The sequence below is a fragment of the Campylobacter corcagiensis genome, from assembly GCF_013201645.1.
GTDB classification, from domain to species: Bacteria; Campylobacterota; Campylobacteria; order Campylobacterales; family Campylobacteraceae; genus Campylobacter_B; species Campylobacter_B corcagiensis.
In genome coordinates this window covers 1,038,851-1,062,329 of sequence record NZ_CP053842.1, presented here as the reverse complement: position 1 = coordinate 1,062,329, position 23,479 = coordinate 1,038,851, and the positions used below count along the sequence as shown (strand labels likewise).

The following is a 23,479-nucleotide window of genomic DNA, read 5'->3' as shown; positions in this document are numbered from 1 at the left end:
AGTTTAAATTTGCCAAAAAAAATCTTAAAAATTTATATTTTGATCGATGCTATTGTTCTGTTTTTAGCACTTTTTTTTGGATTTAAATGGCTTATTAGTTCTCAAATTTCATTTATTCTTTCTATTTTCATAGTTTGGGCTAGTTTTCGCTCATATAAAGGGCTAGTGGAAAAAGAGATTATGAGTGGTAAATTTGATAATTATGAGGATTTTTACGAAGATTATCTAACTAAAGAAGAGCTTAAGGAGTTAAATAAACATAATTTAAAGGTAGATGTAACTTCTAAGGCGGTGGCTTTTTTCTCGCCGCTAAAGCTTTTAGGATACACTCTTCTTGGACTTTGCTTTTATCTGCTAACAAAATTTGAGCTAATCCATGCTATTGGGTTTTTAGTTGGGGTTTTACCACTTACTTTTGGGACAATAATAGGAGCTTTCGCAGGTGAAGATTAGAAGTGTTTTAAAAGATCTTTCTGCTTTGTTCGTAGGTGCTTGGTTTGTTTTTGTTGGAAATGGGCTAATACTTACTTCAGCTGGAGTTATGCTAAAAGATATGGGTATAAGTGATACGGTTATTGGATTTATTAGTTCTAGTTACTTTCTTGGGGCACTTTTTGGCATAGGCGTGGGGTATAAATTTACCATTAAATTTGGCTTTGTTAGGAGCTATGCTATATTTACAGCACTTTTTGCTATGGCTGCTATTTTACACGATATGAGTAGTAGTATTATTTTTTGGGCAATTTTGAGATTTTTGCTAGGATTATCATACTACGGGCTTATAATGGTAGTAGAAAACTGGATAAATGTTAGAACAACAGATGATATTCGCTCTAGAGTTTTTACTATATATACGGCTAGTTTTTACATAGCATTTGCAGTTGGAGTTGTGATTTTAGGTATCAAGTTACAAACATCACAAATTTTTATAGTATCAGTTTTTTGTGTGCTTTTAGGTATGATACCACTAAATTTAATACAGATAAAACCACCAAATTTAGAGTTTGAAAGTAGTAATAAAGTAGAAAAATTTAATATCTTTAAGCTTGCTCCACTTGGTGCTTTAGCGGCATTTTTTGCAGGAATTTTAGTAAATGGCTTTTTAGCTATGGCTGGAGTTTATGTGTTAGGACTTCCAAATGCAGATATTAATGATGCTTCAAGATTTCTGTTTGCTGCTATGATAGGGGCCTTTTTATCTCAAATATTTTTTGGTCAACTAAGTGATAAATTAGGCAGAAAATACTCTATAATCATAAGCGTTTTAATAGGACTTGCGGGCGGGTATTTTCTTATGATAAATAGTGAAAATTTCATCTTTCATAGAATTTCAGCTGGTCTGTTAGCACTTGGGGTTTTTAGTCTTTATGCTTTAGCTCTAGCAAGAGCAAACGATATGGCAAATAGCAAAAACGAAACTGCAAAAGTTGGAGCAGCTATACTTTTTATCTACTCTATCGGGTCGTTTTTAGGACCTACAATAATGGGCATAAGTATGGAAATTTTTGGTGTAAGTGGTTTTATTTATGTATTTTTTGTCTGCTTAGTTACTCTTTTAATCTTTGCTTTAACTCAGCCTGTTATTCCTTCTAAAGATAGAAGTGAGTTTATACAAACTAGACCAAGTCAGGTTGTTGTGGATTAAAGAGGTATCAAACTTTTAGGTGGTTTAAATTTACAGGCATTACTGTTTTATTAACATAGATTTAAGTTAAATATTTCTAAAATAAGAACTAGGTTAGAGTTGAAATTTAGCTTTAGGCTCCGCTTAAAACAGAGCCTAAAATTTAAGGGATTTTTATAGTTTTTAGTTCTACATAAGTTATCGGTTCAGAACCAGATAGATGTTTTTCTCTTTTAGAAGAAGGAATATCTTTTATGCCCTTTTTTCCTGTTTTGTTATCCACTCTTATAATGTGATAACTTTTTAGGAGTTTTCCTGATTCGCCAAAGTACCAAGTACTATCATTATCAACTTTTATTTGCTCAAGAGTTTTCATATGTGTCCTTAAAATAACTTTTTAACCTTATATTCTAGCTAATCTTACCTTGAAGTTTTATAAATTTTTATAGTTTATGGTAAATATTTTTTGTATAATAAAGTGCTGCGATTATAAAATGTACTCCCATTAAAACGGTTATAAGCCAAGCAGGAAGCCCTAAATCATACAAAAAGCCAACCAAAATAGAGGTTATAGCAGCAATTCCAAGATATATCATATCAAGATAAGCTATAACTCGTCCGTAAAATTTAGAATCACAAACATTTTGAACAAGGGTGTAGGTATACGACCAAAGTGTTGAGGTTGTAAGTCCTGTAACAAAAAGACCAATAAAGCTTAGATAAAAATTTCCTTGTAAAAGTCCCCAGCTTATAAGCCCAACTCCTTGAGCTATGAATATATAAAAAAGATTTTTACTGTTTACAAATTTACTTAAAACAAAAGGACCAACTATAAGCCCAAAAGCCCTTATTGTGTTTAAAACTCCTATTGTTAAAGATGCACTTAAAATTTCTTTATAGTTAACTTTGGCTAAAATTCCAATAAGCGTATCATATGTAGTTACTGCTACAAATCCATGAAGGAGCAAAAGTTTAATCAAAAAGGGGTTGTTTTTAAGATAAATAAAACCTTGAACTATCATATGTATAGCTTTTTGCTGGGTGCTTTTTTTGTTTTCTTTAAGGTTTAATTTAATTAGAAGAGCAATGCCAACTATGTAAATTAAAAAGTCAAAAATAAATGAGTTATAAACACCGTATTTTGCTACAAAAAGTCCAGCAAAAGCCATTCCTAGCGTGTATGAGAGAGCCCAAATGATGGAGTGAATTTCATTAGCGATTTTTAAATCATCTTTGCTTAAAATTCTAGGAAGTAAACTCATTTCAACTTGAAAATAAATCCCAGCTGTGCCCATTCTTATAAAAACCATAAGCTGCAAAAACCAAAACCACTCTAAACTATCAACTAAAAGCAGAAGTATGACCGTTATAGCCTCTATAAACATAAAGATAAAAAATAGCGGATAAGCTCTAAACCTATCTATAATAACTCCAGCAAATGGTGCTAATATCACGCTAGGAATATATGCAGATGCTGCTGTTAGTCCTATCATCCAAGTAGCGGCATTTAAATTTATAAGTAAAGTAAAAATTCCAACATGGCTAAACCACGCTCCAAAGTAGCAAATAAGCTGGATTAAGGCTAGAATTCTTATTGTTTTATTGTGTTTAAGAAGAGCTATGTGTTGATTCATCTATCGCCACTCTAAAATAGCTCTTTTTACTTTGGCTGTTTTTGGGTTTTTAGTTACTTCATTTGAGCTAAAATACAAAGATAAATTTAAAAACTCACTTTTAAGAATAGTAAAATTTCCATCTCTGCTTTGGCTGAAATTTAGCCCCTTAAGATCTTCATAATTGCTTTTTAAGCTAACATTGTTTGGCGTTTTATAGATATCATTTAAAATTTCTATGCTTTTTATATCTTCCCCGCTACTTGTAAAACTAAAAAGTTTTTTACCATTTGGTGATAAAACGGTTATAAAGTTACTGTTTTTTTGAATTTGCTCTTTTGGCAGATATGATAAAATCTGGCTAACTTTTACGCCTTGATGAAGCAGTCCTAATGAGTGATGAGTTATGGTGTACTCGTGATTTTTATCACCTTTATATTTTCCTGAAATTTCAGGACATTTTTTAGAAATGATAAAAATAGTGCTAGAATCTAAGCTATTTACTACTAAATTTTGCCCTAAAATAAGCCCATCTTTTAGCTTTATATCTTCACTTATTTCACATTTACCAAATTTAGGATAAAACTCAAAGCTCAGTGTATTTTTTCCACTTTGCTGAATTATAGCAGTTCCATTTGCGTTTTCATATTTGCCAAGATAGCTTTTGTAATAGTTCTCATCTACTAGTTTGAAGCTAAATTTTTTATCATCTTTAGAAGAGATTTTATTTTCATCTATTGTAAAATTTTGGTGTGAAATTTGTGGCAAATTTAGAGTTAAATTTTTGCCATCTAGTTTGTAAGGAGCGTTTTTTTGTGTAAAGTTACCATCTTTACTAAGAAGCGATATATAAGCATTTCCGTTACTGTTTAGGGTTATTATTGTTTTATCTTTTTGAGTTGTTTTGTAGTAAGTTGGTTGCAAGGCAAAGCTAAAATTTAGTAGTATAAATAGAGTTAGTATTAGTTTAAAAAACATATCATTCCTTTGTGAAATTTAGCCCTTATTATAGCAAATTTTGGTAATATAGCGTATTAAATTTAAAGGGGTAAATTTGAGAGTAACGATATTTTGCGGTTCAAGCAGTGGAAATGAAAACTTTGTAAATGTGGCTAGAAATTTTGGTGAGTATTTAGGGCTTACTGGTCATACTGTGATATATGGTGGTGGCTCAGTTGGGCTAATGGGAGCTGTGGCCGAAGGCGTGATGTCTAAAAATGGCGAGATAATAGGCATCATTCCAGAAAGGCTTTACGATAGAGAAGCTGGAAATGAAAATATCACAAATTTAATCACAGTTAAAACAATGCATCAAAGAAAGGCTCTTTTAAGCGAAATGTGTGAAGCCTTTGTTATACTTCCAGGCGGTCTTGGCACGCTTGAAGAGCTTTTTGAAGTGTGGACTCATGCTCAGCTTGGATATCATCAAAAACCAATAGCTTTTTTAAATATAGATGGTTATTATGATGGGCTTTTTGATTTTGTAAAATTTGTTTCAAAAAGTGGCTTTATAGATAAGAAATTTGTAGATATGGTTATAGTTAAGAAAAACTACGAAAAGCTAATGGAGTGCTTAAAAAACTATAAAGCACCAGAGTCAAAGTACTAAATTTAATCTTGCTTTTGGTATAATTAAGCTTAAATTTTAGCACTAAGGATAGAGCATGGATTTTTTAAGTTTAGTCATTGTTATAGTTTTTTTAGTTGCACTCTTTGCAAAATCAGCAGTAAAAATCGTTCCACAAGCTGATATGCTTATAGTAGAAAGACTTGGTAAATTTCACACTGTGCTTCATGCTGGATTTCATGTGATTATACCTTTTATTGACCGCATCACAGCAAAGCTTACCACAAAAGAGCAGTTAGTTGAGATAGCTCGCCAACAAGTCATAACAAAAGATAATGTTAATATTACTGTTGATGGCATTGTTTATGCAAAAGTTGTAGATGCTAAAATGGCGATTTATAATGTGGAAAATTATAAAAAAGCGATCTCAAATTTAGCTATGACGACTTTAAGGGGCGAAATAGGTGGGCTAAATTTAGACGATACTTTATCATCAAGGGACCGCTTAAATGCGGCTTTACAAATGGCATTAGGAGATGCGGCAAATAACTGGGGCATAAAGATAATGCGTGTAGAAATAGCTGAAATTTCAGTACCTGATGAGATAGAAGATGCGATGAATTTGCAGATGAAAGCTGAAAGAGAAAAAAGAGCAGTTGAACTAAAAGCTGAAGGTGAAAAAAGAGCGATGATACTAAATGCTGAGGCTTCAAAGCAAGAAAAGGTTTTAGAAGCTGAAGCTATAGAGAGAATGGCAGATGCTAAAAAATATGAACAAATCGCTTTAGCTGAAGGTCAAAAAGAGGCAATGGAAAATATCAATATGGCTATGTCAGCTTCAGATTTTGCAGCCCAGTATCTTTTAGCTAAAGGTAGGGTAGAAGCTTTTAATGAGTTAGCTAAAAACGGTAGCAAAGATAAAGTTGTAGTGCCTTATGAGACAACTGAACTTATAGGAAGCTTAGGTTTGATAAAAGAATTTTTAGGTAAAAAAGAGTAATGATACCAGCGATTTATATGATAGCAATAGGGCTATTTTTGATGGCTTTGGAGTTAATAGCACTAAATTTTGTTCTGATATTTTTTGGGATAAGTTTTGTGATAGTTGGTGCTATAAATTTTGGCTTTGAATTTAGCTTAGAGTGGCAGTTGGTTGCTGCATCTTTACTGGCTTTGGTGCTTATATTTGCCTTAAGGGGCAAGCTTAAGGGAGCTTTTTTAAAAGATAGTGATGGTTTAAATGAGAATTTCTTAGATGAAGCTGGAGTTGGCGAGATAAATAATGGAATGATTTATTATAAAGGGACATTTTGGAAAAGCGATGAAATTTCAGGGCTAAAAAATGGCGATAAAGTTGAAATTTTAGGAACAAAAAACGGTAAAATTTATATAAAAAAATAGAAAGTATTTTAAAAATTTAAAGATAAAGTATATAAATTTATGTTAATATCAAAGATTTATAAATTAATATTTTGATAAAGAAAGGCTAAATTTGAGTAGATTAAGTATAGACGAAGCGGTTGATTTGATAGAAAATGCTGAACTTACAGACCTTGGCAAAATGGCTTTTGAAAAAAAGCAAGAACTTCACCCTGATAAGATAACAACTTTTATTGTTGATAGAAATATTAATTACACCAACACTTGCTGGGTGGATTGTAAATTTTGTGCGTTTTATCGCCATGTAAATCAAGATGATGCTTATATTTTAAGCTTTGAAGAGATCGGTAAAAAAATAGAAGAACTCATTGAAATTGGCGGCACACAGATACTTTTTCAAGGTGGAGTTCATCCTAAGCTTAAAATCGAGTGGTATGAGGATTTGGTGGATTATATTAGCAAAAACTACCCAACTATCACGATTCATGGATTTTCAGCTATTGAGATAGAATACATCGCTAAAATTTCTAAAATTTCAACGCGTGAAGTTCTTTCTAGATTAAAAGCTAAAGGCCTTTACTCTATGCCTGGTGCTGGAGCTGAGGTTTTAAGTGATAGAGTTCGTGATATCGTAGCTCCTAAAAAAACCAGCACCGCTACTTGGCTTAATATACACAAACAAGCTCATGAACTTGGTATAAAAACGACAGCAACTATGATGTTTGGCACAGTTGAGAGTAACTACGAAATAGTTAAACACTGGGATTATCTAAGAGATCTTCAAGATCAAACTGGTGGCTTTAGAGCTTTTATTTTGTGGAGTTTTCAGGGCAAAAATACTAAGCTTTTAGCTGAACATCCTGAGATTAAAAAGCAAAGCTCAAACCGCTATTTAAGGCTACTTGCAGTTTCAAGACTATTTTTAGATAACTTTAAAAACATCCAAAGTTCATGGGTTACACAAGGTTCATATATAGGTCAGCTTGCACTTAAATTTGGTGCAAATGATTTAGGCTCAACTATGATGGAAGAAAATGTCGTAAAAGCAGCAGGAGCTTCATTTAGAATGAATCAAGATCAAATGATAGAACTTATTAAAGATATTGGAGAAATTCCAGCTAAAAGAAATACAAATTATGATATTTTGGAGATTTACAGATGAAAGTAAGCGAACAAAATGGTGTAAAAGTTTTATATGAATTTGATCAAAGTTTGCCTGTTGTAACACTTAGACTTATCTTTTGTGCTAGTGGAGTTGTATCTGAAAAAAAGCAAGGCTTAGCAAAACTAAGTGCAAAACTTCTAAATGAAGGCACAAAAACCAAAGGACTTGAATTTAATAAATCTCTTGAGATAAAAGCAGTAGAAATTTATGCAAGCTGCGGGTTTGAGACATTTGTTATTGAGTTAAACTGCCTAAAAGAGCATTTTGGCTTTGCTTATTCTAAGCTTTTAGAGCTTTTAAAAGATCCAAATTTAGACGCTAATATTTTAGAAAAACTCAAAATCATAACAAAGGGCGAAATAGCTACAAATGAGAGCGATTTTGACTATATCGCAAAGTGTGAGCTAGATAAAATTTTACACGATGGATCAAATTTAGCATATCCAAGTAGTGGAAGCATAAAGAGTGTAGAAAGCATAAATTTAGATGATATTTGTGAGTTTTTAGGTGGGCTAAATTTATCAAATTTACATATCGTTTTAGCAGGAGATATAAAAGAGCAAAATTTCAAAGAGCTTTTTGAAATTTTACCAAAAGGTGATAAAAGAGAGCTTCCTAAAATTTCTACAACTAATAAAATGATAACAAAAGAGATTTCAAAACCAACCGAGCAAGCTTATATCTACTTTGGAGCGCCATTTAACGCTACAAAAGATGAGAGTTATAAAGCAAGTGTGAGTACATTTATACTTGGAAGTAGTGGGTTTGGAAGCAGACTTTTAGAAGAAATTCGCGTTAAAAGAGGGCTTGCTTACTCAGCTTATGCTAGAAATTCTTTTACTCTTACAAATTCTAAAATTTGGGGCTATATGCAAACAAAACTTGAAAACAAAGATAGTGCTATATCTGTGATAAAAGATGAATTTGAGCATTTTGTAAAGTATGGCGTAAGCGATGATGAGCTAAAAGCAGCAAAGAATTTCTTGCTTGGAAGTGTGCCTTTGCAAAAAGAGACTATGTTTAAAAGAGTTGCTATTAGACAAAAAGAGTTTTATGATGGGTATGAATTTGGCGAGTTTGAGAGAGATTTGGAGCGTATAAAGGCATTAAGTCTTGATGGGTTAAATGAATTTATAAATACTCATCATGAGATAACAAAGCTGTCATTTAGCATAGTTACAAAATGAGTTTAGAAAAAATCGGAGTTAAGACTGCTATTGATTTAGCTTTGTTAATTCCTAAAGCTTTTGATGATTTAACTCTTAGCCAAACTCCAAGTGAAGGCGAAAACACCATTGAAATAGAGACTAAATCCTTTAGAGTAAATTCAAAAATGCTTATCATCCAAGCTTACTCTTTAAGCTGGGATCAAGATATCAGACTTACTATTTTTAACGCAAGACCGTGGCATTATAGCACTTTTAAAAGTGGCAAAAAAATGTATATAAACGGCAAAAGCTCTATTTATGGTGGAATTTGGCAGTTTACAAATCCAAAAGTTATTACAAAAGTTGGAGAAATTTTACCAAAATACAAGCTTGAAATTCGAGATGCCACGGTTAAAAAGCTAATAAATGAAAATCTAAAAAAAGACGATCTTATAAACGAAGGACTTACTGAAGAAGAGGCTGAATTTTTACTAAGTTTTCATAAAAATGATAAAAAAAGCGTAGAACTAGTTGAGAATTTAGAAAATGATGAAGCTAGTTTAAATACTTTAAAATTTATAGAAATTTATAACTACATAAGAAAACTTAGCAAAAAAAAGTATAAATTTAAGGCTAAAAGCTTTGAAATTTATGATATAAGTAGTTGGCTAGAAACTTTGCCATTTACCCCTACAAATGATCAAATTTTAGCTATTAATGATATAAAAAACGACTTTAAAAGCGGTGATGCTACAAGGCGAGTTGTAATGGGCGATGTTGGAAGTGGCAAGACTTTGGTTATGTTTGCAGCGTCTTTGATGGTCTATCCAAATACCGCTATCATAATGGCTCCAACTAGTATTTTATGTGAGCAAATTTACAGCGAAGCAAAGAGACTTTTACCTGAGTTTTTAAACATACTTTTAGTAAAAAGTGGCGATAAAAATGTTGATTTTAGTGGCGTAAATTTAATAATAGGAACTCATGTTTTGCTTTATCAAAATTTGCCAAAAGCAAATTTAATCATGGTTGATGAACAGCACCGCTTTGGCTCAAATCAAAGAAATTTGATTAACTCTCTTACAAAAGATGGCGAGTTTAGAAGTCATTTTGTCCAGTTTAGTGCTACGCCAATTCCAAGAACTATGATGCTTATAAACTCAGATCTAGCTAGATTTAGCTCTTTAAAAGAGATGCCATTTAAAAAAGATATAAAAACCATCATCATTCAAGGCGATAAATTTGGCTCTTTAATAACTCACATAAAAGATGAAATTTCAAAAGGAAAACAAGCTATCGTTGTCTATCCACTCATAGAAGAAAGCGATGTAAGCCAGTATCAAAGCCTAAGTGAAGGTAGTTCTTACTGGCTTAAAAATTTTGATAATGTCTATATCACGCACGGAAAAGATAAGGATAAGGAAAGCGTTTTAGAAAAATTTAGAGATAGCGGAGATCTGCTTTTAAGTACGACTGTTGTTGAGGTTGGAATTTCACTTCCAAGACTTAGCATCATAGTTATAGTTGCTCCTGAAAGGCTAGGTCTTGCTACTCTTCATCAGCTTCGTGGAAGAGTTGGAAGGCATGGTGGTAAGGCGTGGTGCTATCTTTTTACAAAGCTAAAAGAGCCAGCTGAAAGGCTAAAAGAATTTGCTAAGACTTTAGATGGATTTAAAGTAGCTGATATAGATCTTAAAAACCGTCAGGGCGGGGATTTAATAGATGGAAGTATTCAGCACGGTAGTGCTTTTAGGTTTTATGATTATGAAGAAAACATCGCCAAAGCTGCTAGAGATAGGCTAGCTTGTTTATATTTATAAACTATAATATAGTTAATTTAATCAAAGGAGATATGATGAAAAAAGTAATTTTATTTTCACTTGTAGTAGCAAGTTCTGTATTTGCTAGATCTGTTACGATAGATGTAAGCAGGCATGTACCGATTTATGAAACAAGAGAAGTTACTAATACAGTTGAGGATTGTGGGAGTGGCTTTGATGATAACAACATTCTTGGAACAGTTGTTGGTGGAGTTGCTGGTGGCGTCATAGGAAATCAATTTGGTGGCGGTAGTGGTAAAAAGCTAGCAACCGTAGCTGGTGCGATAGGTGGCGGCATAGCTGGAAATCAAGTTCAAAAAAATGTAAAAAACAAAAACTGCACTTATAAAAATATAACTTCAACTAAAGAAGTTTTAACAGGATACAGAAATATCGGATATTATAAGGGCAAAGAGTACTCAAAAGTAACTCTTGAAAAGCAACCTAAAATCGTTATAGAGGTTCGCTAAATTTTTAGAGATAGTCTTTTATGACTATCTCATTTAATAATCTTAAATTTACTAATATTTATTTTTATCACGATAAAAAGCTATAAAAATTTTAAATTTAATTTAACAGCTATTTCAAAGATAACTCTAGCTTGGATATAATTTTAAAATAGGATTTATATAAAGTTTTACTAAAACTTAGAAAATTTGCTTAAATTTAGCCTTAATAAGGAGTTGTATTGCCAAATTTAAAAGATCTAAAAGAGTTAATGACAAAGGCTAATAGTGAATATAAAAATAGCAAAGAAAAAAATGAAAAACATTACGCATTTTATACAGTAATGAGTATCTATGCTATTGCTTCACTAAGTGTTTTTATAATGCCTAAAGATATTTTAGAAAGAGATGAAATTTTACTAAAATTTACAGAGTTTATGGCTGGATATTTTCCAAATATATCGGTTTTTAGTGAAGCAAGTTCTTTACCACAAGTAGTAGCTTTTTATACAGCTTTGATGTGGATAATGGGCATATTGTTAGCTATAAGTTTTTGTATTATCATAGTGAATAACTTTATCATAAAAAGAGATAATAACTATAGAAAATATAATAGTAATTTTATAATTGATTTGGTTATTTGTGCTGTTATTATATCCGTATCTTATGATTATTATACTGGAAAAATAGTGAATGGAATTTCTTTTATTAGAAATACTTACTATATAGATATGAGTTCACGTTTTGAAATGTTTGTGTTTATTGGCTTTATGCAAATGATGATTTATTTTATAATATACATAGCTATTTGCATTATTATTTTTGATTTACACATATTATTAAAAAATAAAAGGAGCTAATTATGGGTGAAGTTGTAAAATTAGATGAAATTGAGGTTTGTGCTAGTTCTGATTTGGATGATGCATGTTAAATAAAAATTTGCTGAAAAAGCTTTATTTTCTAAAATTTATCGTTTGGGATATAACTTGGAGAGGCAATCAAAGTTTATCAAACATTTTTGCTAGACTTTTTTATGTTTTTTTGCTGTTTTCTACTATTGCTATAGCGGTGGGAATATTTGATACTAGTAAGAGTATTAATAATATAAATGATTTGGAGGTAAACAGTGGATATTTTCTAAATTTTAATGTTGGCTATAAAAATATTTGCACTTTTAATTTATATGATAAAAATCATAAAAAGAAATTTCGTATATTTTACCCGACTTTTAACCAATATAAACTAGAAAATAAACATATAAAAATTTGGAGTAAAAAAATATTTTAACTGACATAGATGATATTTATCAAATTCAGCTATTAGATAGTGAAAAATTTGTGTTTAAATTTAGTGAAAAAAAACTAGATAAAGATAAAAAAATACTGAAAAAATGGATAAAATTTCTATAGTTTTTTCATTTATATTTTTTATTATTATATTGTTTTGCAATAGAATGACTTATATAAAAGGAGATTATAATGGCGGTAGCTACAGGTATTGAATTATTAACAGAAGCGTTGTGTCAACCAATAACTAGTATTGATATGCTTAAGAATATTGAGCAAGGCAACTATGAAAAAGCAGCAGCTTTAGGATTATCTGCAATTGCTGGAGTAAAAGAGCTTATAGATGATACAAAAAGACCTTGTGACAATAGTGCTAAAAGTTTTTTAGACTTTGATACTACAAATCATACTATCCTTACAAATCAAGGTATAAAAAGAGTAAAGAATGTGAGTTTTTAAGATGAAACACAAAATTATAGTTATATTATCTTTTATTTTTACTTTTACGATAATTTATATAAACTCAAATCAACAATTTAGATATAAATTTAGATGTTATGGATGAGTGATTATAGCGATTGTCTTAAAGCCACAGAAATTGGTGAAAATATTAAAGCAACTGATAAATTATGTGCCTTTGGCAATGAAATAGCTTGTTTTAATATGGAATTTATAACCAGTATAAATATAATAACTTAAATAAGTCGATAGGGTATTATAAGCTATCTTGTGATAAAAACTACGATAATGCTTGCATAAATTTAGCTAAAATTTATGCAGAAAATTTTGATGAAAACAAAACTGCGTTTGATTTACTTAAAAAAAGTTGTGATAACGGTAGCTTTTTAGCATGTGAGAATTTAGGTATTTACTACTTAACTGGGGTTGGAACAACAAAAGATATCAATAAGTCCATTAAATATTTTACTTTTGCTTGCGAAAACAATATTAGTATTTCTTGTATTAAATTAGCAACTTTATATTCTTCAAGCGAGTTTGATATGTTAGATGAAAAAAAGCTTATAGTTTATATAATAAATCTTGCAGTTTAAATAAGGATAATGTATTAGCCTGTAGTTTAAAAGGTTTTATGCTTTATATGGGTTTAGGTGTGGAAGAAAATAAAGAACTTGGTTTAAAAATCCTTAATAGCCTTTGTGATAAAGGCATTAAAGAGAGTTGCCAAATATTAGAAAAAATTTATAAATAAAATAGCAAGTGGATTAAGCATAGGTGTTAAAAGTATAGAGTTAAATTTGAATAGCGTATTTCAAATACGAAAAATGTTTTAATCTTTCAATATATATTCAACATTTGCATTGTTTTTATATTCATTGGTATTTTTACTATATTTTTACATATAAAATTAATTAAAAGGATGCGAGTATGAGTGAAAAAGATGTAAGAACTTTTGTGAATATTGGGATGCTGTTTCAGATAACAATACTACCACTATAGTAAATTCTAATATTACTGAAAATATAAATTCTCTTGGCAGGGATATGAAAATTATTGCAAATATTGATAGAAATAATTCTCGAGATAATAATTCATCGTCTTCTAGTGATAAAATTAATGACTATATAAATTCAGGGCTTTTCGCCCCAAATTTATTTAGCTCTCGCTTAGAAGTTTGCTTGCAAGCACATCATGTGTTTCATGATGTTTTTTAACGCTTTTATATAGCTTGTTGTAGTAGTTTTCTAAAATTTCTTGACTATTTAGAGGGGACGCACCTTCTTGGGCTTTAACTCTTGTATACTCGCCATCATTACCAAGTTCAAAAGCTAAAGCTGTATCGCTTAGCTGGATTGTTAGGATGTCTATGATTTTTTGCTTTTGTACTTCGCTATAAATAGGCGTCATAAGCTCTAAACGACGCTCTAAATTTCGTGGCATCCAATCAGCACTTGATATATAAACTCCTGGACTTGAGTGTTTAAAATAAAAAATTCTAGCGTGTTCTAGGTATTTTCCAACGATTGAAATCACTCTGATATTATCACTAACACCTGAAATTCCGGGTCTAAGGCAGCAAATTCCTCTAACTATAAGCTCTATTTTTACCCCAGCTTTGCTTGCTTTTATAAGAGCTTTTATCATATCTGAGTCAACTAAAGCGTTCATTTTAGCTATTATATGACCCTCACTTCCTTTACTTTCTTCGACTTTTATCATCTCGATTAGTCTTTCTTTTATCTGCATAGGCGACATAGATAGCGTGTTTAAACGGCGATTTTTATTATATCCTGATAGTATGTGAAAGAAATTTGTGCTATCTTTTGCAAAGCTCTCATCAGTGGTAAAAAAGCTAATATCTGTGTAAATTTTAGCACTACTTCCATTGTAATTTCCAGTACCAAACTGCATGTAAAATTTCAGTTTATCTCCGCTTTTTCTGATGATTTGTGTTACTTTTGCGTGCACTTTAAAGCCTGTGATACCATATATCACATGAGCTCCAGCACTTTCTAATGCTTTAGCCCAATGAAGGTTATTTTCTTCATCAAACCTAGCTTTTAGCTCAACCATTACAGTTACTTGCTTGCCGTCATTTGCAGCATCCATCAAAGCAGCCACTATAGGGGAGTTTTTCTCAACTCTATAAAGAGTCATCCTTATACTAACTACTTTTGGGTCTTTTGAAGCCTCTTTTATCATCTTTTCAACTGGATCAAAGCTCTCATAAGGGTGATATATCATCACATCGCCTTTATCAAGCGTATCGAAGATAGAAGCAGTTTCTGTAAAAGGTGGCAAAGTTTTTGGCGTATAGACTGGATGGCTTAGGTGAGTAAAATTTTTATTAAACACAACGCCCCAAAGCCCTTCTAAAGATAGTGGGATATTATACTCAAAGATATCTTTATAGAAAATTTTCATATGTTCATTTAAGAAGTTAAGTATATCAAGGTCAGCATCTTTTGCTATTTGGAGTCTTACGAAAGCACCTTTTCTACGAAGTTTTAAGCCTTGTTCTAAAATCATCATAAAGTCATCAGCTTCCTCTTCTTCGATGATGATATCAGCATTTCTTGTAACTCTAAAAGGCGCTGAACTAACTAGATTAAATCCTGGAAAAATCTCTTCTGCGTGACGATGAACGATAGTTTCTATAGGTACATATGTATCTTCGCTAACTTGCACAAAACGAGGCAAAACTCTTGGAATTCTTATCATTCCATATCTAAAATTTTCATCATCTAAAGGATCACTTAACTTTACAGCTAAAGCAAAGCTTAGGTTATTTAGGTGTGGAAATGGATGAGTGGCATCTACAGCGATTGGGACTATTATTGGGATTATGTTTGAGAAAAAATACTCATCAGCCTTATCTCTTAACTCAAGACTTAAATCTTCATACTCTTTTATATAAAAGCCCTCTTTTTCAAGAGCTGAAATGGTATCGTGATAGTGTTTTTCAAGTTCAAGTTTTTCTTTATGTAAATACTCTCTAATCTCACGAAGCTGATCAAGTGGCGTCATCTCATCGCTTCCGCTAGCAGTTATTCCAGCTAAGAAAAGTTGCTTTAATCCAGCCACTCTTATCATATAAAATTCATCTAAATTTGTAGAGTAAATGGCGATAAATTTAAGTTTTTCTAAAAGCGGTATATCTTTTTTGCATTGATCCAAAACGCGGGTATTAAAGCGAAGCCATGATAGTTCTCTGTTAATAAATAGACTATTTATCATAATTTTCCTTTTTTTATTTTGATTTAATTATATCAAATTTTACCCACAAGATTAACTAATGCTTTGTTTTAAATAGCTTTTGTTTCCGAAATGTTTCCTAAATTTTTAAAGTTAATATATAATTTTATTATGAGAAAATTTGAACTTTTTGAGAATAGATCTGAGATTTTGATATTTTTAACTGTTATAATTTCTATTTTTATCTTAAATTTAGGCTATGAGTGGGTTAAATTTAAAGAATTTAAAAGTAGCAAATTTCACTTTTTAGATGCAAAAGTTGAGCACTCTTATCTAAAAACTAAAAATTCTAAAACTTACAGGGTTTTAAAGCTTGATAGTGGGGAGTTTAGCTTTTATACAACTACTAAAAAAGATGCTAATATAAGTAGATATGATAGACTAAATTTAGGTGTTGTAACTAGTTCTATAAGTTATAAAGATTGGCTAAAAAAGAGATTTTATCTGCCATCATTTAAGATAAAAAAGCTTAAACCAAAGCCAAATTTTAAGCAAAATATCATAAATTTCATAGATTCTCAACACAGCAGCGATAAAATAAAAGAGCTGTATGTTACTTTGTATCTTGCAACTCCTATCTCAAAAGAGCTTCGTGATGATGTTACAAAGTGGGGCATAGCTCATGTGGTATCGATTAGTGGCTTTCATTTGGGAATTATATTTGGCGTTATTTTTCTAACTATAACGCCGATTTATCGTTACTTCCAAAGGCGATTTTTTCCATATCGAAGTAGCTATTTTGACATATCTATCTTTGCTTTTTGTTTGATGGTTTTTTATCTATTTTTGCTTGATTTTACACCTAGCTTTTTAAGATCACTTGTGATGGCTTTTATTGGGTTTTTATTTCTCATAAAAAATATAAGAATTTTATCATTTTACACGCTTTTTTTGACAATACTTTTAAGCGTATCTTTTATACCACATCTTTTGTTTTCTATTGGGTTTTATTTTTCGTGTTTAGGGGTGTTTTATATCTACTTATATGCTCATCATTTTGGAGAGATAAAATACACTAAATTTAACATAATAACTCACGCGATTTTGCTAAATTTATATGTATATTTTGCTATGAATATTCCTGTTTATCACTTCTTTCACACTTTAGCTTTTAGCCAGATAGCTGTTATTCCTATTGGGTATATATTTGTAATTTTTTACCCAGTAAGTATTTTGCTTCACATATTTGGAGTTGGAAATTTAATGGATGGTATGCTTTTAGAGTTTTTAAACTATGAAATTTCAACTTTTCAAACTCAAATTCCAGCACCTCTTTTTTATATTATGAATTTACTTTTACTTCCTGCTATAAGGTATAAATTTATAGCTCTGTTTTTAGCATTTATAGGAATTTTGCCACTGTTTTTTATAGTTTGATATTGTCAATTCTTTTTTCTTTACTTTCTAAATATATATAAATTTTAAATCCATAAAGAAATATTATCCAGCTTATATATATCCACAAAAGTGCGAAAAATAGCACGCTAAAAGAGCCATATAAACTCATGTAAGTTTTGTTGTAAAATGTATAACCTATAAAAATATACTTTGATATATTCCACACTAGGCTTGTTATAAATGAGCTAATTAGTATATTTTTAAGTGTGAATTTTGAATTTATTGATATCATGTAGGTAACTAAAAATATTATCCATATTATCAAATACGGCAGTATAAATGCTAAATTTATCCAGCTTGTAACAAAGCTTTGATTTAAAATTTGCTCAAATTTCGCCGATAAATAAAATGAAACTCCAAGCCCAAAAGGTGCTAATGTAATAAGCGTCCAGTATTTGCTAAAGTCCTTCCAGAAGCTGTTTTGTTTAGTATCTGTAAGTTTTGAAACTATGTAGCTATAGTTATCAAAAAACATAATTGTAGTAAAAATAATGGCAACTAGACCTAAAATCCCTAAATTTACGCTATTTGATAAAAACTGCTCGATATAGCTAGATATGGCGTCTTGATGTGCTGGAAGTAGGCTTTGGATGATAAAATTTTTAGCTTTTTCATAGTATTCTGTAAAGCTCGGAAGCTGTGTGAAGATAGAAAACGATAGCAAAAATAACGGAATAATCGATAAAATAGTGTTAAAGCTAAGACTTGATGCGTAGTAAAAAAGCTCCGCATCATAAGCTTTGTTCATATAGTTTTTTAATTTTTTCCAAACCATAGTTATAAACTCTTATTATTTGATATATTTTAGCCCCTAAAATGGCACCTATAGTGTTTAGCATTAAATCATCAATCTCAAAAATTCCAACTTTGAAAATAAGTTGACATATCTCAATCATTAAAGAAAAGATAAAGCTAAAAATAAGAATTTGAGTTAAATTTAGCCTTTTGTATTTTAAAAATACTCCAAAAGGTGAAAAAAGAAGAATATTTCCAAAAAATATCACTCCAAACTGATATGGTGTAGCATTTCTAAAAAGCTCAACTATCTCAATAAAAGGAGCTAGATTATATCTAAAAAAATTTCCACCACTTAAAAAGCCATCTCTAAATACTGCAAATTTTAAAATGATAGCTACATAAATAAAAAAAGATAAATTTATAAAATTTCTATTTTTTATAAATTTATCCATTATAGTCCCATTTTATTTGGGTTTAAGATATTGTTTGGATCAAAGGCTTTTTTTATAGCACGAAAAAGATTCATCTCTTCATCACTAAAAGCCAACTTCATATATGGTGCTTTTGAAATTCCTATGCCGTGTTCTCCACTTAAGGTTCCGCCAAGTTCAATTGTAGCTTTAAAGATCTCCTCAATTGCGGCGTATCCTCTTTTTACAGCTTCAGGGTCATCTTTATCTACCATAACATTTGTATGGACATTGCCATCTCCAGTGTGTCCAAAACAAGGAGTTGTAACTCTGAATTTCTTTGAAATTTCAGCTATTTTTTCTAGTAAACTAGGAAGTTTTGATCTTGGAACTGTGATGTCTTCATTAAGCTTTAAAGAGCCATAGCAAGTTATAGCTTGTGAGCAGTTTCGTCTGCTAAACCATAAATTTGCTCTTTCGTTCTCATCTTTTGCTACGGTAAATTTAGTTGCACCATTTTCTTTGAAGAGTTTTTCTATCTTAGCAAGATCATTTATCAAAGCCTCTTCTATATCGCCATCTACATCTGTTATAAGTATCGCTCCAGCATCTGTTGGAAGCCCTTTATTAAAGCGTTTTTCAACAGCTTGTATGCTTAAACTATCTAAAAACTCCATAGCAACTGGCTTTACACCACTTGCTAAAGTTTTATAAACAGCATTCATAGCGTCATTTACAGAGTTAAATACGCCCATCGCTGTTTTTACAAGTTTAGGTTTTGAAATTAGTTTTAGTGTTATCTCAGTTATAATGGCTAAGCTTCCTTCACTTGCTACCAAAATTCCAGCTATGTTATACCCTGCTACATCTTTTATGGTTTTTTTACCAGCTCTTATTATATCTCCATTTGGTAAAACAGCTCTAAGTGCCATAATATAGTCTTTTGTTATGCCATACTTTGCTGCACGCATACCGCCTGCATTTTCGCTTACATTTCCACCGATGGTTGAGTAGTTTTGGCTAGCTGGATCTGGGGGATAAAAAAGACCGTGATCTTCTACTACTTTTTGAAGGTCCATATTTATCACACCTGGCTGAACTACGGCTACCATATTTTCAAGGTCTATTTCTAGAATTTTGTTCATATGTTTTTCAAAACTTAAAATAATTCCTCCATTTACAGCAAGTGAACCACCTGTAAAACCACTTCCAGCCCCTCTTGGAATTACGATTATTTGATTATCGTTACAGTATTTTAAAATCTTACTTACATCGCTCTCATCTCGTGGAAAAAGTACTCCATCAGGGAGATGTTTTTTTCTTGTGGCATCGTAGCTATACGCTAAAAGATGAGCCTTATCAAAGTAAGCGTTGTCTTTACCTAAAAGTTTTATGAAATACTCTATGTGAATGTTTTGCAAAATTTAGCCTTATTTTATATCTAAAAGAAATTTATAGTGTTCGTTGTAGTCATTTATATATTCACTGTTCCATTTCCACCACGCTGGTGAAATTCCATAAATTCTACTATAAAACGGTACTTGATAGTTATCAACACTTGCACTTTCAAAGCTTTTTAAAATTTCAAAACTTCCACAATCAGCAAATACAGCCTTTTGATCCATAGCGATAAATATTAGCCCAGCTGCGTTATCAGCACACATTTTACGAAAATCATCTCTGCTTGGATTTGGAGTGCTGTGATTGTTAAGATAAGCTCCTATTATATCTGGGTGAACAAAGTTGATATTTGTAAAAGTTGAAACTATTTGATTATATATATTTTCATTTGGAACAACGATTAAAGCTCTATCATAAAGGAAATTTAGCACAACTTCATCACCTTTTTGTGGTAAAACTCCAGGTAGTGGAAGTGCTGGTTGAGATAGCATACTAAAAACTTCAAATCTTACTTTTGCCCTGCCGTCTTGTTTGCTTTCAACAACAGCTCTTGCTATGATAGAGCTTTCGCCATTATCAAAAGTGTGTGAAATCACACCACTGCTTCCTATAGTTATGCTTGAACTATCTACAATAAAGCCAGTTCCTTTTTCTTGGTCAACATCTAAAAGTATGGTTTCATATGTAGGCATATAAAAAGAAGCTCCAAAAACACTTCCTATAAATAGGAAAAACGATATTAAATATCTCAAATTCTCTCCTTAGATCATGTGATTTGTAATTATACTGAATTTATGGTTAATAACTAATAATGCTTTATATTTGTAAAATACTCTTTTTCAAGAATTTATTTGGTTTTATTGTTTACTGAGTGTATGCCAAATTTTTGTAAAATCAAAGTTTGGTAAATGAAAGGGAAATATGTTTAAGAAAATTTTTATTCTACTAGTTATAGTTCTAAATTTACATGCTAAGGGCTATAGTATGCAAAATTTCACATGGCCAAATGGAGTTACTTTTTTACAATTTTTAGAAAACTCAAATATTCCATTAAGGCTATATTATAATCTCTCAGATACAGATAAAGAGCTTGCAACTGAAGTTGTAGCAGGAACTGAGTGTGAGATTATGGTGGATGAAGATGGCATACTTGAACAGCTTCTTGTGCCTATAACAGAAGAGCTTCAAATTCATATTTATAAAGATAAAAGTGATAATTACGCTTTAAATTTTACACCAGTTATATATACACAAAGTGAACATCTTCTTGGGGTTTCTATAGAGAGTTCACCATATATGGATATAAGTAAAGCAACAGGAAATAGTGCACTTGCTAATGCTTTTAGTGTTGTTTTTGGTAAGGTTGTAAATTTTAAACGGCTTCAAAAAAATGATAATCTTGCACTTAGATATATCCAAAAAGAGCGTCTTGGTCGACCTTATGGTCAACCTGAGATCATATCTGGAATGATAGAAGAAAATGGTAAAAGTAAATATATGTATAAATATGGCTTAAAATATTATGATGAAAGAGGGAAGATAAGTGAGAGATTTTTTTTCAAGCTTCCAATACCTGGAGCTAGAGTTTCGTCTAAATTTAGCCCAAAAAGATTTCACCCTATACTTAAAAGATATAGAGCACATCTTGGAACTGACTATGCTGCAAAAACAGGAACTCCTATAAAAGCAGTCGCTGATGGTAGAGTTAGTTTTGTAGGCAGGAAGGGTGGATATGGAAAAACAGTTGAGATCACTCATGCAAACGGATACAAAAGCCTTTATGCGCACACAAATGGCTTTGCTAAGGGGTTAAAATCAGGGCAAAGTGTCAAACAAGGACAAGTTATAGCTTATGTTGGTTCAACTGGGACAAGCACAGGTCCACATCTTCATCTAGGTCTTTATAAAAACAACAAAGCTATGGATTTTCAAAAAGTAGTAAGTGTGGAAAAAGAGGTTCAAAATGTTAAGGAAAAGCAAGAATTTGCTAAGCTAGTAAAAGAGCAAAATGAAAAACTTCAAATGGCAATGGGTGGTTTTCACAATCCTGAGAAATTTGTAGGTTTTGATAGTTTTATAGCATTTTAAGGGGACTTTATGGAAGAGTTGCAAGATGAGATATTAGAAGAGAGTAAAGAAGAAAGCAGAGAAGAAAGAGCTGCTAGAAAAGCAAGAGAAGCACAAAAAGCTCTTGATGATCATATAGATGATGTTGGGGAGTATTTAAGTGCTCCAGATATTGCCTACCATCTTAGAAAATTAAAAAAACATGATGAAGAAATTTATGAAGAGTATTTGCATAAGCTAGATACGGATGATTTGGCAGAAGCAACATTTGATATGCCAAATCATATGCTTAAAGATATGCTTGATGTTATACCTAGAGATAGGATGGTCGAGCTTTTTGAAGAGCTTGAAAGTGACGATCAACTTGAGCTTTTAGAAGATCTATCTGAAATAAATAAAGAAGAGGCCAAAAAGATCTTTGATGAGCTTGATGATGATGATAAAGAAGATATTTTAAAACTATCATCATATGAAGATGACGAAGCTGGTGCTTATATGCAGCTTGAACTTTTTAGTGCTAGACTTGATGAGCAAGTTAGTGTAGCTGTAGATAGACTAAGAGATATGCGTCATAGTGGTGAATTAGAAGTGGCTTATCAGCTTTTTGCTGTTGATGAAAAAGGGTATTTAAAATACGCTATAAATTTATCTGACCTTATTTTGTATAACTTTAGTCTTACAGTTGAAGAGGTTGTAAAAAGTGCTCCTAAAGATGATGATTTTACTCCTATAACAGTGCATGATAGAGATAAAATTTCAGATGTTGCTAAAATTTTTGGTGATTATGATTTGTCTGTTGTTCCAGTTGTTGATAGTCGTGGGGTTTTAGTAGGGCGAATTACACCTGATGATATCCACGACTTTATGACTGAGAGTGCAACTGAGCAAATTTATAACCTTGCTGGAGTTGATGATGAGGTTGAAGATGAGAGTGAGAGCCTTATAGAAGTAGGGCGTTCAAGGGGAGCATGGCTTGGCGTGAATTTAGTCACAGCTTTTCTTGCTTCATTTGTTATAGGGCTTTTTGGAGCGACTATTGAGTCATATGTGGCTTTAGCTGTTCTTATGCCAATAGTTAGCTCAATGGGGGGAAATGTCGGTATGCAAGCCCTTACTGTAACAGTTAGACGCCTAGCCTTAGGAGATATAAATTTCGAACACGCAAAAGAGGTTATAAAAAAAGAGTGTAGCATAGCTCTTTTAAATGGAGCTGTTTTTGCCTTACTTGTGGCTTTAGTGTCGTTTGTTTGGTTTAAAAGTGCCATGCTTGGTGTTGTAATAGCTATGGCTATGGTTATAAATTTAATGATTGCTGGGCTTTTTGGGGCGGTTATTCCTTTGATGTTAAAGAAATTTGGCGTTGATCCTGCTGTTGGTTCATCTGTGGTTTTAACAGCACTAACTGATATGATAGGCTTTTTTGCATTTTTGGGACTTGCAACAATTATACTATTATAAGGGCTTAAAATGGTTAAAATTTTAGATATATACGAAGCTAAAGATTCAAAATACATAAAGCCTTTTAGGGTGAAATTTGAGAAAAATGAAAAGATTTTTCAGTGGGACTGTATGAAGGTCCACGATAGTGTGTCGGTGCTTTTATATCACCGTAAAAAAGATGCATTTTTACTTGTAAAACAGCTTCGTATACCAGCTCTTTTAAGGGAGCTAAATTTGGGTGAAATTTATGTAGTGGGATAAC

General features: G+C 31.6%; 25 protein-coding genes and 1 pseudogene. 18 read left to right on the top strand and 8 right to left on the bottom strand.

Going from position 1 to position 23,479, the window contains the following annotated elements:
- The first annotated feature begins 9 nt into the window (after positions 1–9).
- Positions 10–453, top strand: a complete 444-nt coding sequence (locus CCORG_RS05505) for a hypothetical protein (protein WP_025803733.1) — start codon at positions 10–12, stop codon at positions 451–453.
- Entirely contained in the window at positions 443–1,645 is a 1,203-nt protein-coding gene (locus tag CCORG_RS05500; RefSeq protein WP_025803732.1) for an MFS transporter, read from the top strand. Before CCORG_RS05505 ends, CCORG_RS05500 begins: the two co-directional genes overlap by 11 nt.
- A gap of 142 nt (positions 1,646–1,787) precedes the next feature.
- On the opposite strand, the gene CCORG_RS05495 is transcribed toward CCORG_RS05500, so the two are convergent.
- From CCORG_RS05495 to CCORG_RS05485, 3 genes are all read right to left on the bottom strand, one after another.
- Positions 1,788–2,000: a hypothetical protein gene (locus tag CCORG_RS05495; protein WP_025803731.1), complete on the bottom strand. Its 213-nt coding sequence runs from the start codon at positions 1,998–2,000 to the stop codon at positions 1,788–1,790.
- A gap of 67 nt (positions 2,001–2,067) precedes the next feature.
- On the bottom strand, positions 2,068–3,258 hold the full coding sequence (locus tag CCORG_RS05490; protein WP_025803730.1) for an MFS transporter: 1,191 nt from the start codon (positions 3,256–3,258) through the stop codon (positions 2,068–2,070).
- Positions 3,259–4,215, bottom strand: a complete 957-nt coding sequence (locus tag CCORG_RS05485; protein ID WP_025803729.1) for a hypothetical protein — start codon at positions 4,213–4,215, stop codon at positions 3,259–3,261. It abuts the gene before it with no gap.
- Between the two features lie 76 nt (positions 4,216–4,291).
- Between CCORG_RS05485 and CCORG_RS05480 the strand changes: the two genes are divergently transcribed.
- From CCORG_RS05480 to CCORG_RS09140, 12 genes are all read left to right on the top strand, one after another.
- The gene (locus tag CCORG_RS05480; RefSeq protein ID WP_025803728.1) at positions 4,292–4,846 is read left to right on the top strand and encodes an LOG family protein; all 555 of its coding nucleotides are present in this window, start codon (positions 4,292–4,294) and stop codon (positions 4,844–4,846) included.
- A gap of 55 nt (positions 4,847–4,901) precedes the next feature.
- A complete protein-coding gene (locus CCORG_RS05475) occupies positions 4,902–5,804 on the top strand; it encodes an SPFH domain-containing protein (protein WP_025803727.1) in 903 nt (300 codons plus the stop codon).
- Positions 5,804–6,205: an NfeD family protein gene (locus CCORG_RS05470; protein ID WP_025803726.1), complete on the top strand. Its 402-nt coding sequence runs from the start codon at positions 5,804–5,806 to the stop codon at positions 6,203–6,205. Before CCORG_RS05475 ends, CCORG_RS05470 begins: the two co-directional genes overlap by 1 nt.
- A 91-nt stretch (positions 6,206–6,296) precedes the next feature.
- Positions 6,297–7,346: a dehypoxanthine futalosine cyclase gene (locus tag CCORG_RS05465; RefSeq protein ID WP_025803725.1), complete on the top strand. Its 1,050-nt coding sequence runs from the start codon at positions 6,297–6,299 to the stop codon at positions 7,344–7,346.
- On the top strand, positions 7,343–8,536 hold the full coding sequence (locus tag CCORG_RS05460; protein WP_025803724.1) for a M16 family metallopeptidase: 1,194 nt from the start codon (positions 7,343–7,345) through the stop codon (positions 8,534–8,536). The genes CCORG_RS05465 and CCORG_RS05460 overlap by 4 nt, the downstream gene beginning before the upstream one ends.
- Entirely contained in the window at positions 8,533–10,317 is a 1,785-nt protein-coding gene (gene recG / locus CCORG_RS05455) for an ATP-dependent DNA helicase RecG (RefSeq protein ID WP_025803723.1), read from the top strand. The genes CCORG_RS05460 and recG overlap by 4 nt, the downstream gene beginning before the upstream one ends.
- Before the next feature lie 35 nt (positions 10,318–10,352).
- Entirely contained in the window at positions 10,353–10,787 is a 435-nt protein-coding gene (locus CCORG_RS05450) for a glycine zipper 2TM domain-containing protein (protein WP_025803722.1), read from the top strand.
- A 218-nt stretch (positions 10,788–11,005) separates the two neighbouring features.
- Positions 11,006–11,623, top strand: a complete 618-nt coding sequence (locus tag CCORG_RS05445) for a hypothetical protein (RefSeq protein WP_172658560.1) — start codon at positions 11,006–11,008, stop codon at positions 11,621–11,623.
- Between the two features lie 64 nt (positions 11,624–11,687).
- Complete coding sequence (locus CCORG_RS05440; RefSeq protein ID WP_025803267.1) at positions 11,688–12,050, top strand: hypothetical protein; 363 nt, start codon at positions 11,688–11,690, stop codon at positions 12,048–12,050.
- A gap of 191 nt (positions 12,051–12,241) precedes the next feature.
- A complete protein-coding gene (locus CCORG_RS05435) occupies positions 12,242–12,508 on the top strand; it encodes a hypothetical protein (protein ID WP_025803268.1) in 267 nt (88 codons plus the stop codon).
- Positions 12,509–12,610: 102 nt separating this feature from the next.
- The gene (locus CCORG_RS05430) at positions 12,611–12,748 is read left to right on the top strand and encodes a hypothetical protein (RefSeq protein ID WP_216832731.1); all 138 of its coding nucleotides are present in this window, start codon (positions 12,611–12,613) and stop codon (positions 12,746–12,748) included.
- Positions 12,718–13,101, top strand: a complete 384-nt coding sequence (locus CCORG_RS09140; protein WP_081755094.1) for a tetratricopeptide repeat protein — start codon at positions 12,718–12,720, stop codon at positions 13,099–13,101. Before CCORG_RS05430 ends, CCORG_RS09140 begins: the two co-directional genes overlap by 31 nt.
- A gap of 562 nt (positions 13,102–13,663) precedes the next feature.
- Here CCORG_RS09140 and CCORG_RS05420 read toward each other — a convergent pair.
- Positions 13,664–15,751, bottom strand: a pseudogene (locus CCORG_RS05420) (RNA degradosome polyphosphate kinase); the annotation flags it as partial.
- A 123-nt stretch (positions 15,752–15,874) separates the two neighbouring features.
- Here CCORG_RS05420 and CCORG_RS05415 point away from each other — a divergent pair.
- Entirely contained in the window at positions 15,875–17,140 is a 1,266-nt protein-coding gene (locus CCORG_RS05415; RefSeq protein ID WP_025803270.1) for a ComEC/Rec2 family competence protein, read from the top strand.
- Here the strand turns inward: CCORG_RS05415 and CCORG_RS05410 are convergent.
- The 4 genes from CCORG_RS05410 to CCORG_RS05395 are packed head-to-tail and all read right to left on the bottom strand — an operon-like array spanning position 17,130 to position 20,402.
- Positions 17,130–17,909, bottom strand: a complete 780-nt coding sequence (locus CCORG_RS05410) for a YihY family inner membrane protein (RefSeq protein WP_244948758.1) — start codon at positions 17,907–17,909, stop codon at positions 17,130–17,132. The two genes, CCORG_RS05415 and CCORG_RS05410, sit on opposite strands and share 11 nt — an antisense overlap.
- Complete coding sequence (locus tag CCORG_RS05405; protein ID WP_025803272.1) at positions 17,893–18,351, bottom strand: VanZ family protein; 459 nt, start codon at positions 18,349–18,351, stop codon at positions 17,893–17,895. Before CCORG_RS05405 ends, CCORG_RS05410 begins: the two co-directional genes overlap by 17 nt.
- A complete protein-coding gene (locus tag CCORG_RS05400; RefSeq protein ID WP_025803273.1) occupies positions 18,351–19,730 on the bottom strand; it encodes an FAD-linked oxidase C-terminal domain-containing protein in 1,380 nt (459 codons plus the stop codon). Before CCORG_RS05400 ends, CCORG_RS05405 begins: the two co-directional genes overlap by 1 nt.
- A 9-nt stretch (positions 19,731–19,739) precedes the next feature.
- A complete protein-coding gene (locus CCORG_RS05395; RefSeq protein ID WP_172658577.1) occupies positions 19,740–20,402 on the bottom strand; it encodes a plasminogen-binding N-terminal domain-containing protein in 663 nt (220 codons plus the stop codon).
- A 229-nt stretch (positions 20,403–20,631) separates the two neighbouring features.
- Here CCORG_RS05395 and CCORG_RS05390 point away from each other — a divergent pair, with 229 nt between their 5' ends.
- From CCORG_RS05390 to CCORG_RS09110, 3 genes are read left to right on the top strand one after another with little or no spacing between them, the layout of a single operon-like run.
- Entirely contained in the window at positions 20,632–21,798 is a 1,167-nt protein-coding gene (locus CCORG_RS05390) for a peptidoglycan DD-metalloendopeptidase family protein (protein WP_025803275.1), read from the top strand.
- A gap of 9 nt (positions 21,799–21,807) precedes the next feature.
- Complete coding sequence (gene mgtE / locus CCORG_RS05385) at positions 21,808–23,235, top strand: magnesium transporter (protein WP_081755088.1); 1,428 nt, start codon at positions 21,808–21,810, stop codon at positions 23,233–23,235.
- Positions 23,236–23,244: 9 nt separating this feature from the next.
- Positions 23,245–23,478 carry an NUDIX hydrolase gene (locus CCORG_RS09110; RefSeq protein WP_320153883.1) on the top strand — a complete coding sequence of 78 codons (234 nt, stop codon included), beginning with the start codon at positions 23,245–23,247 and terminating at the stop codon, positions 23,476–23,478.
- Position 23,479 lies beyond the last annotated feature (1 nt).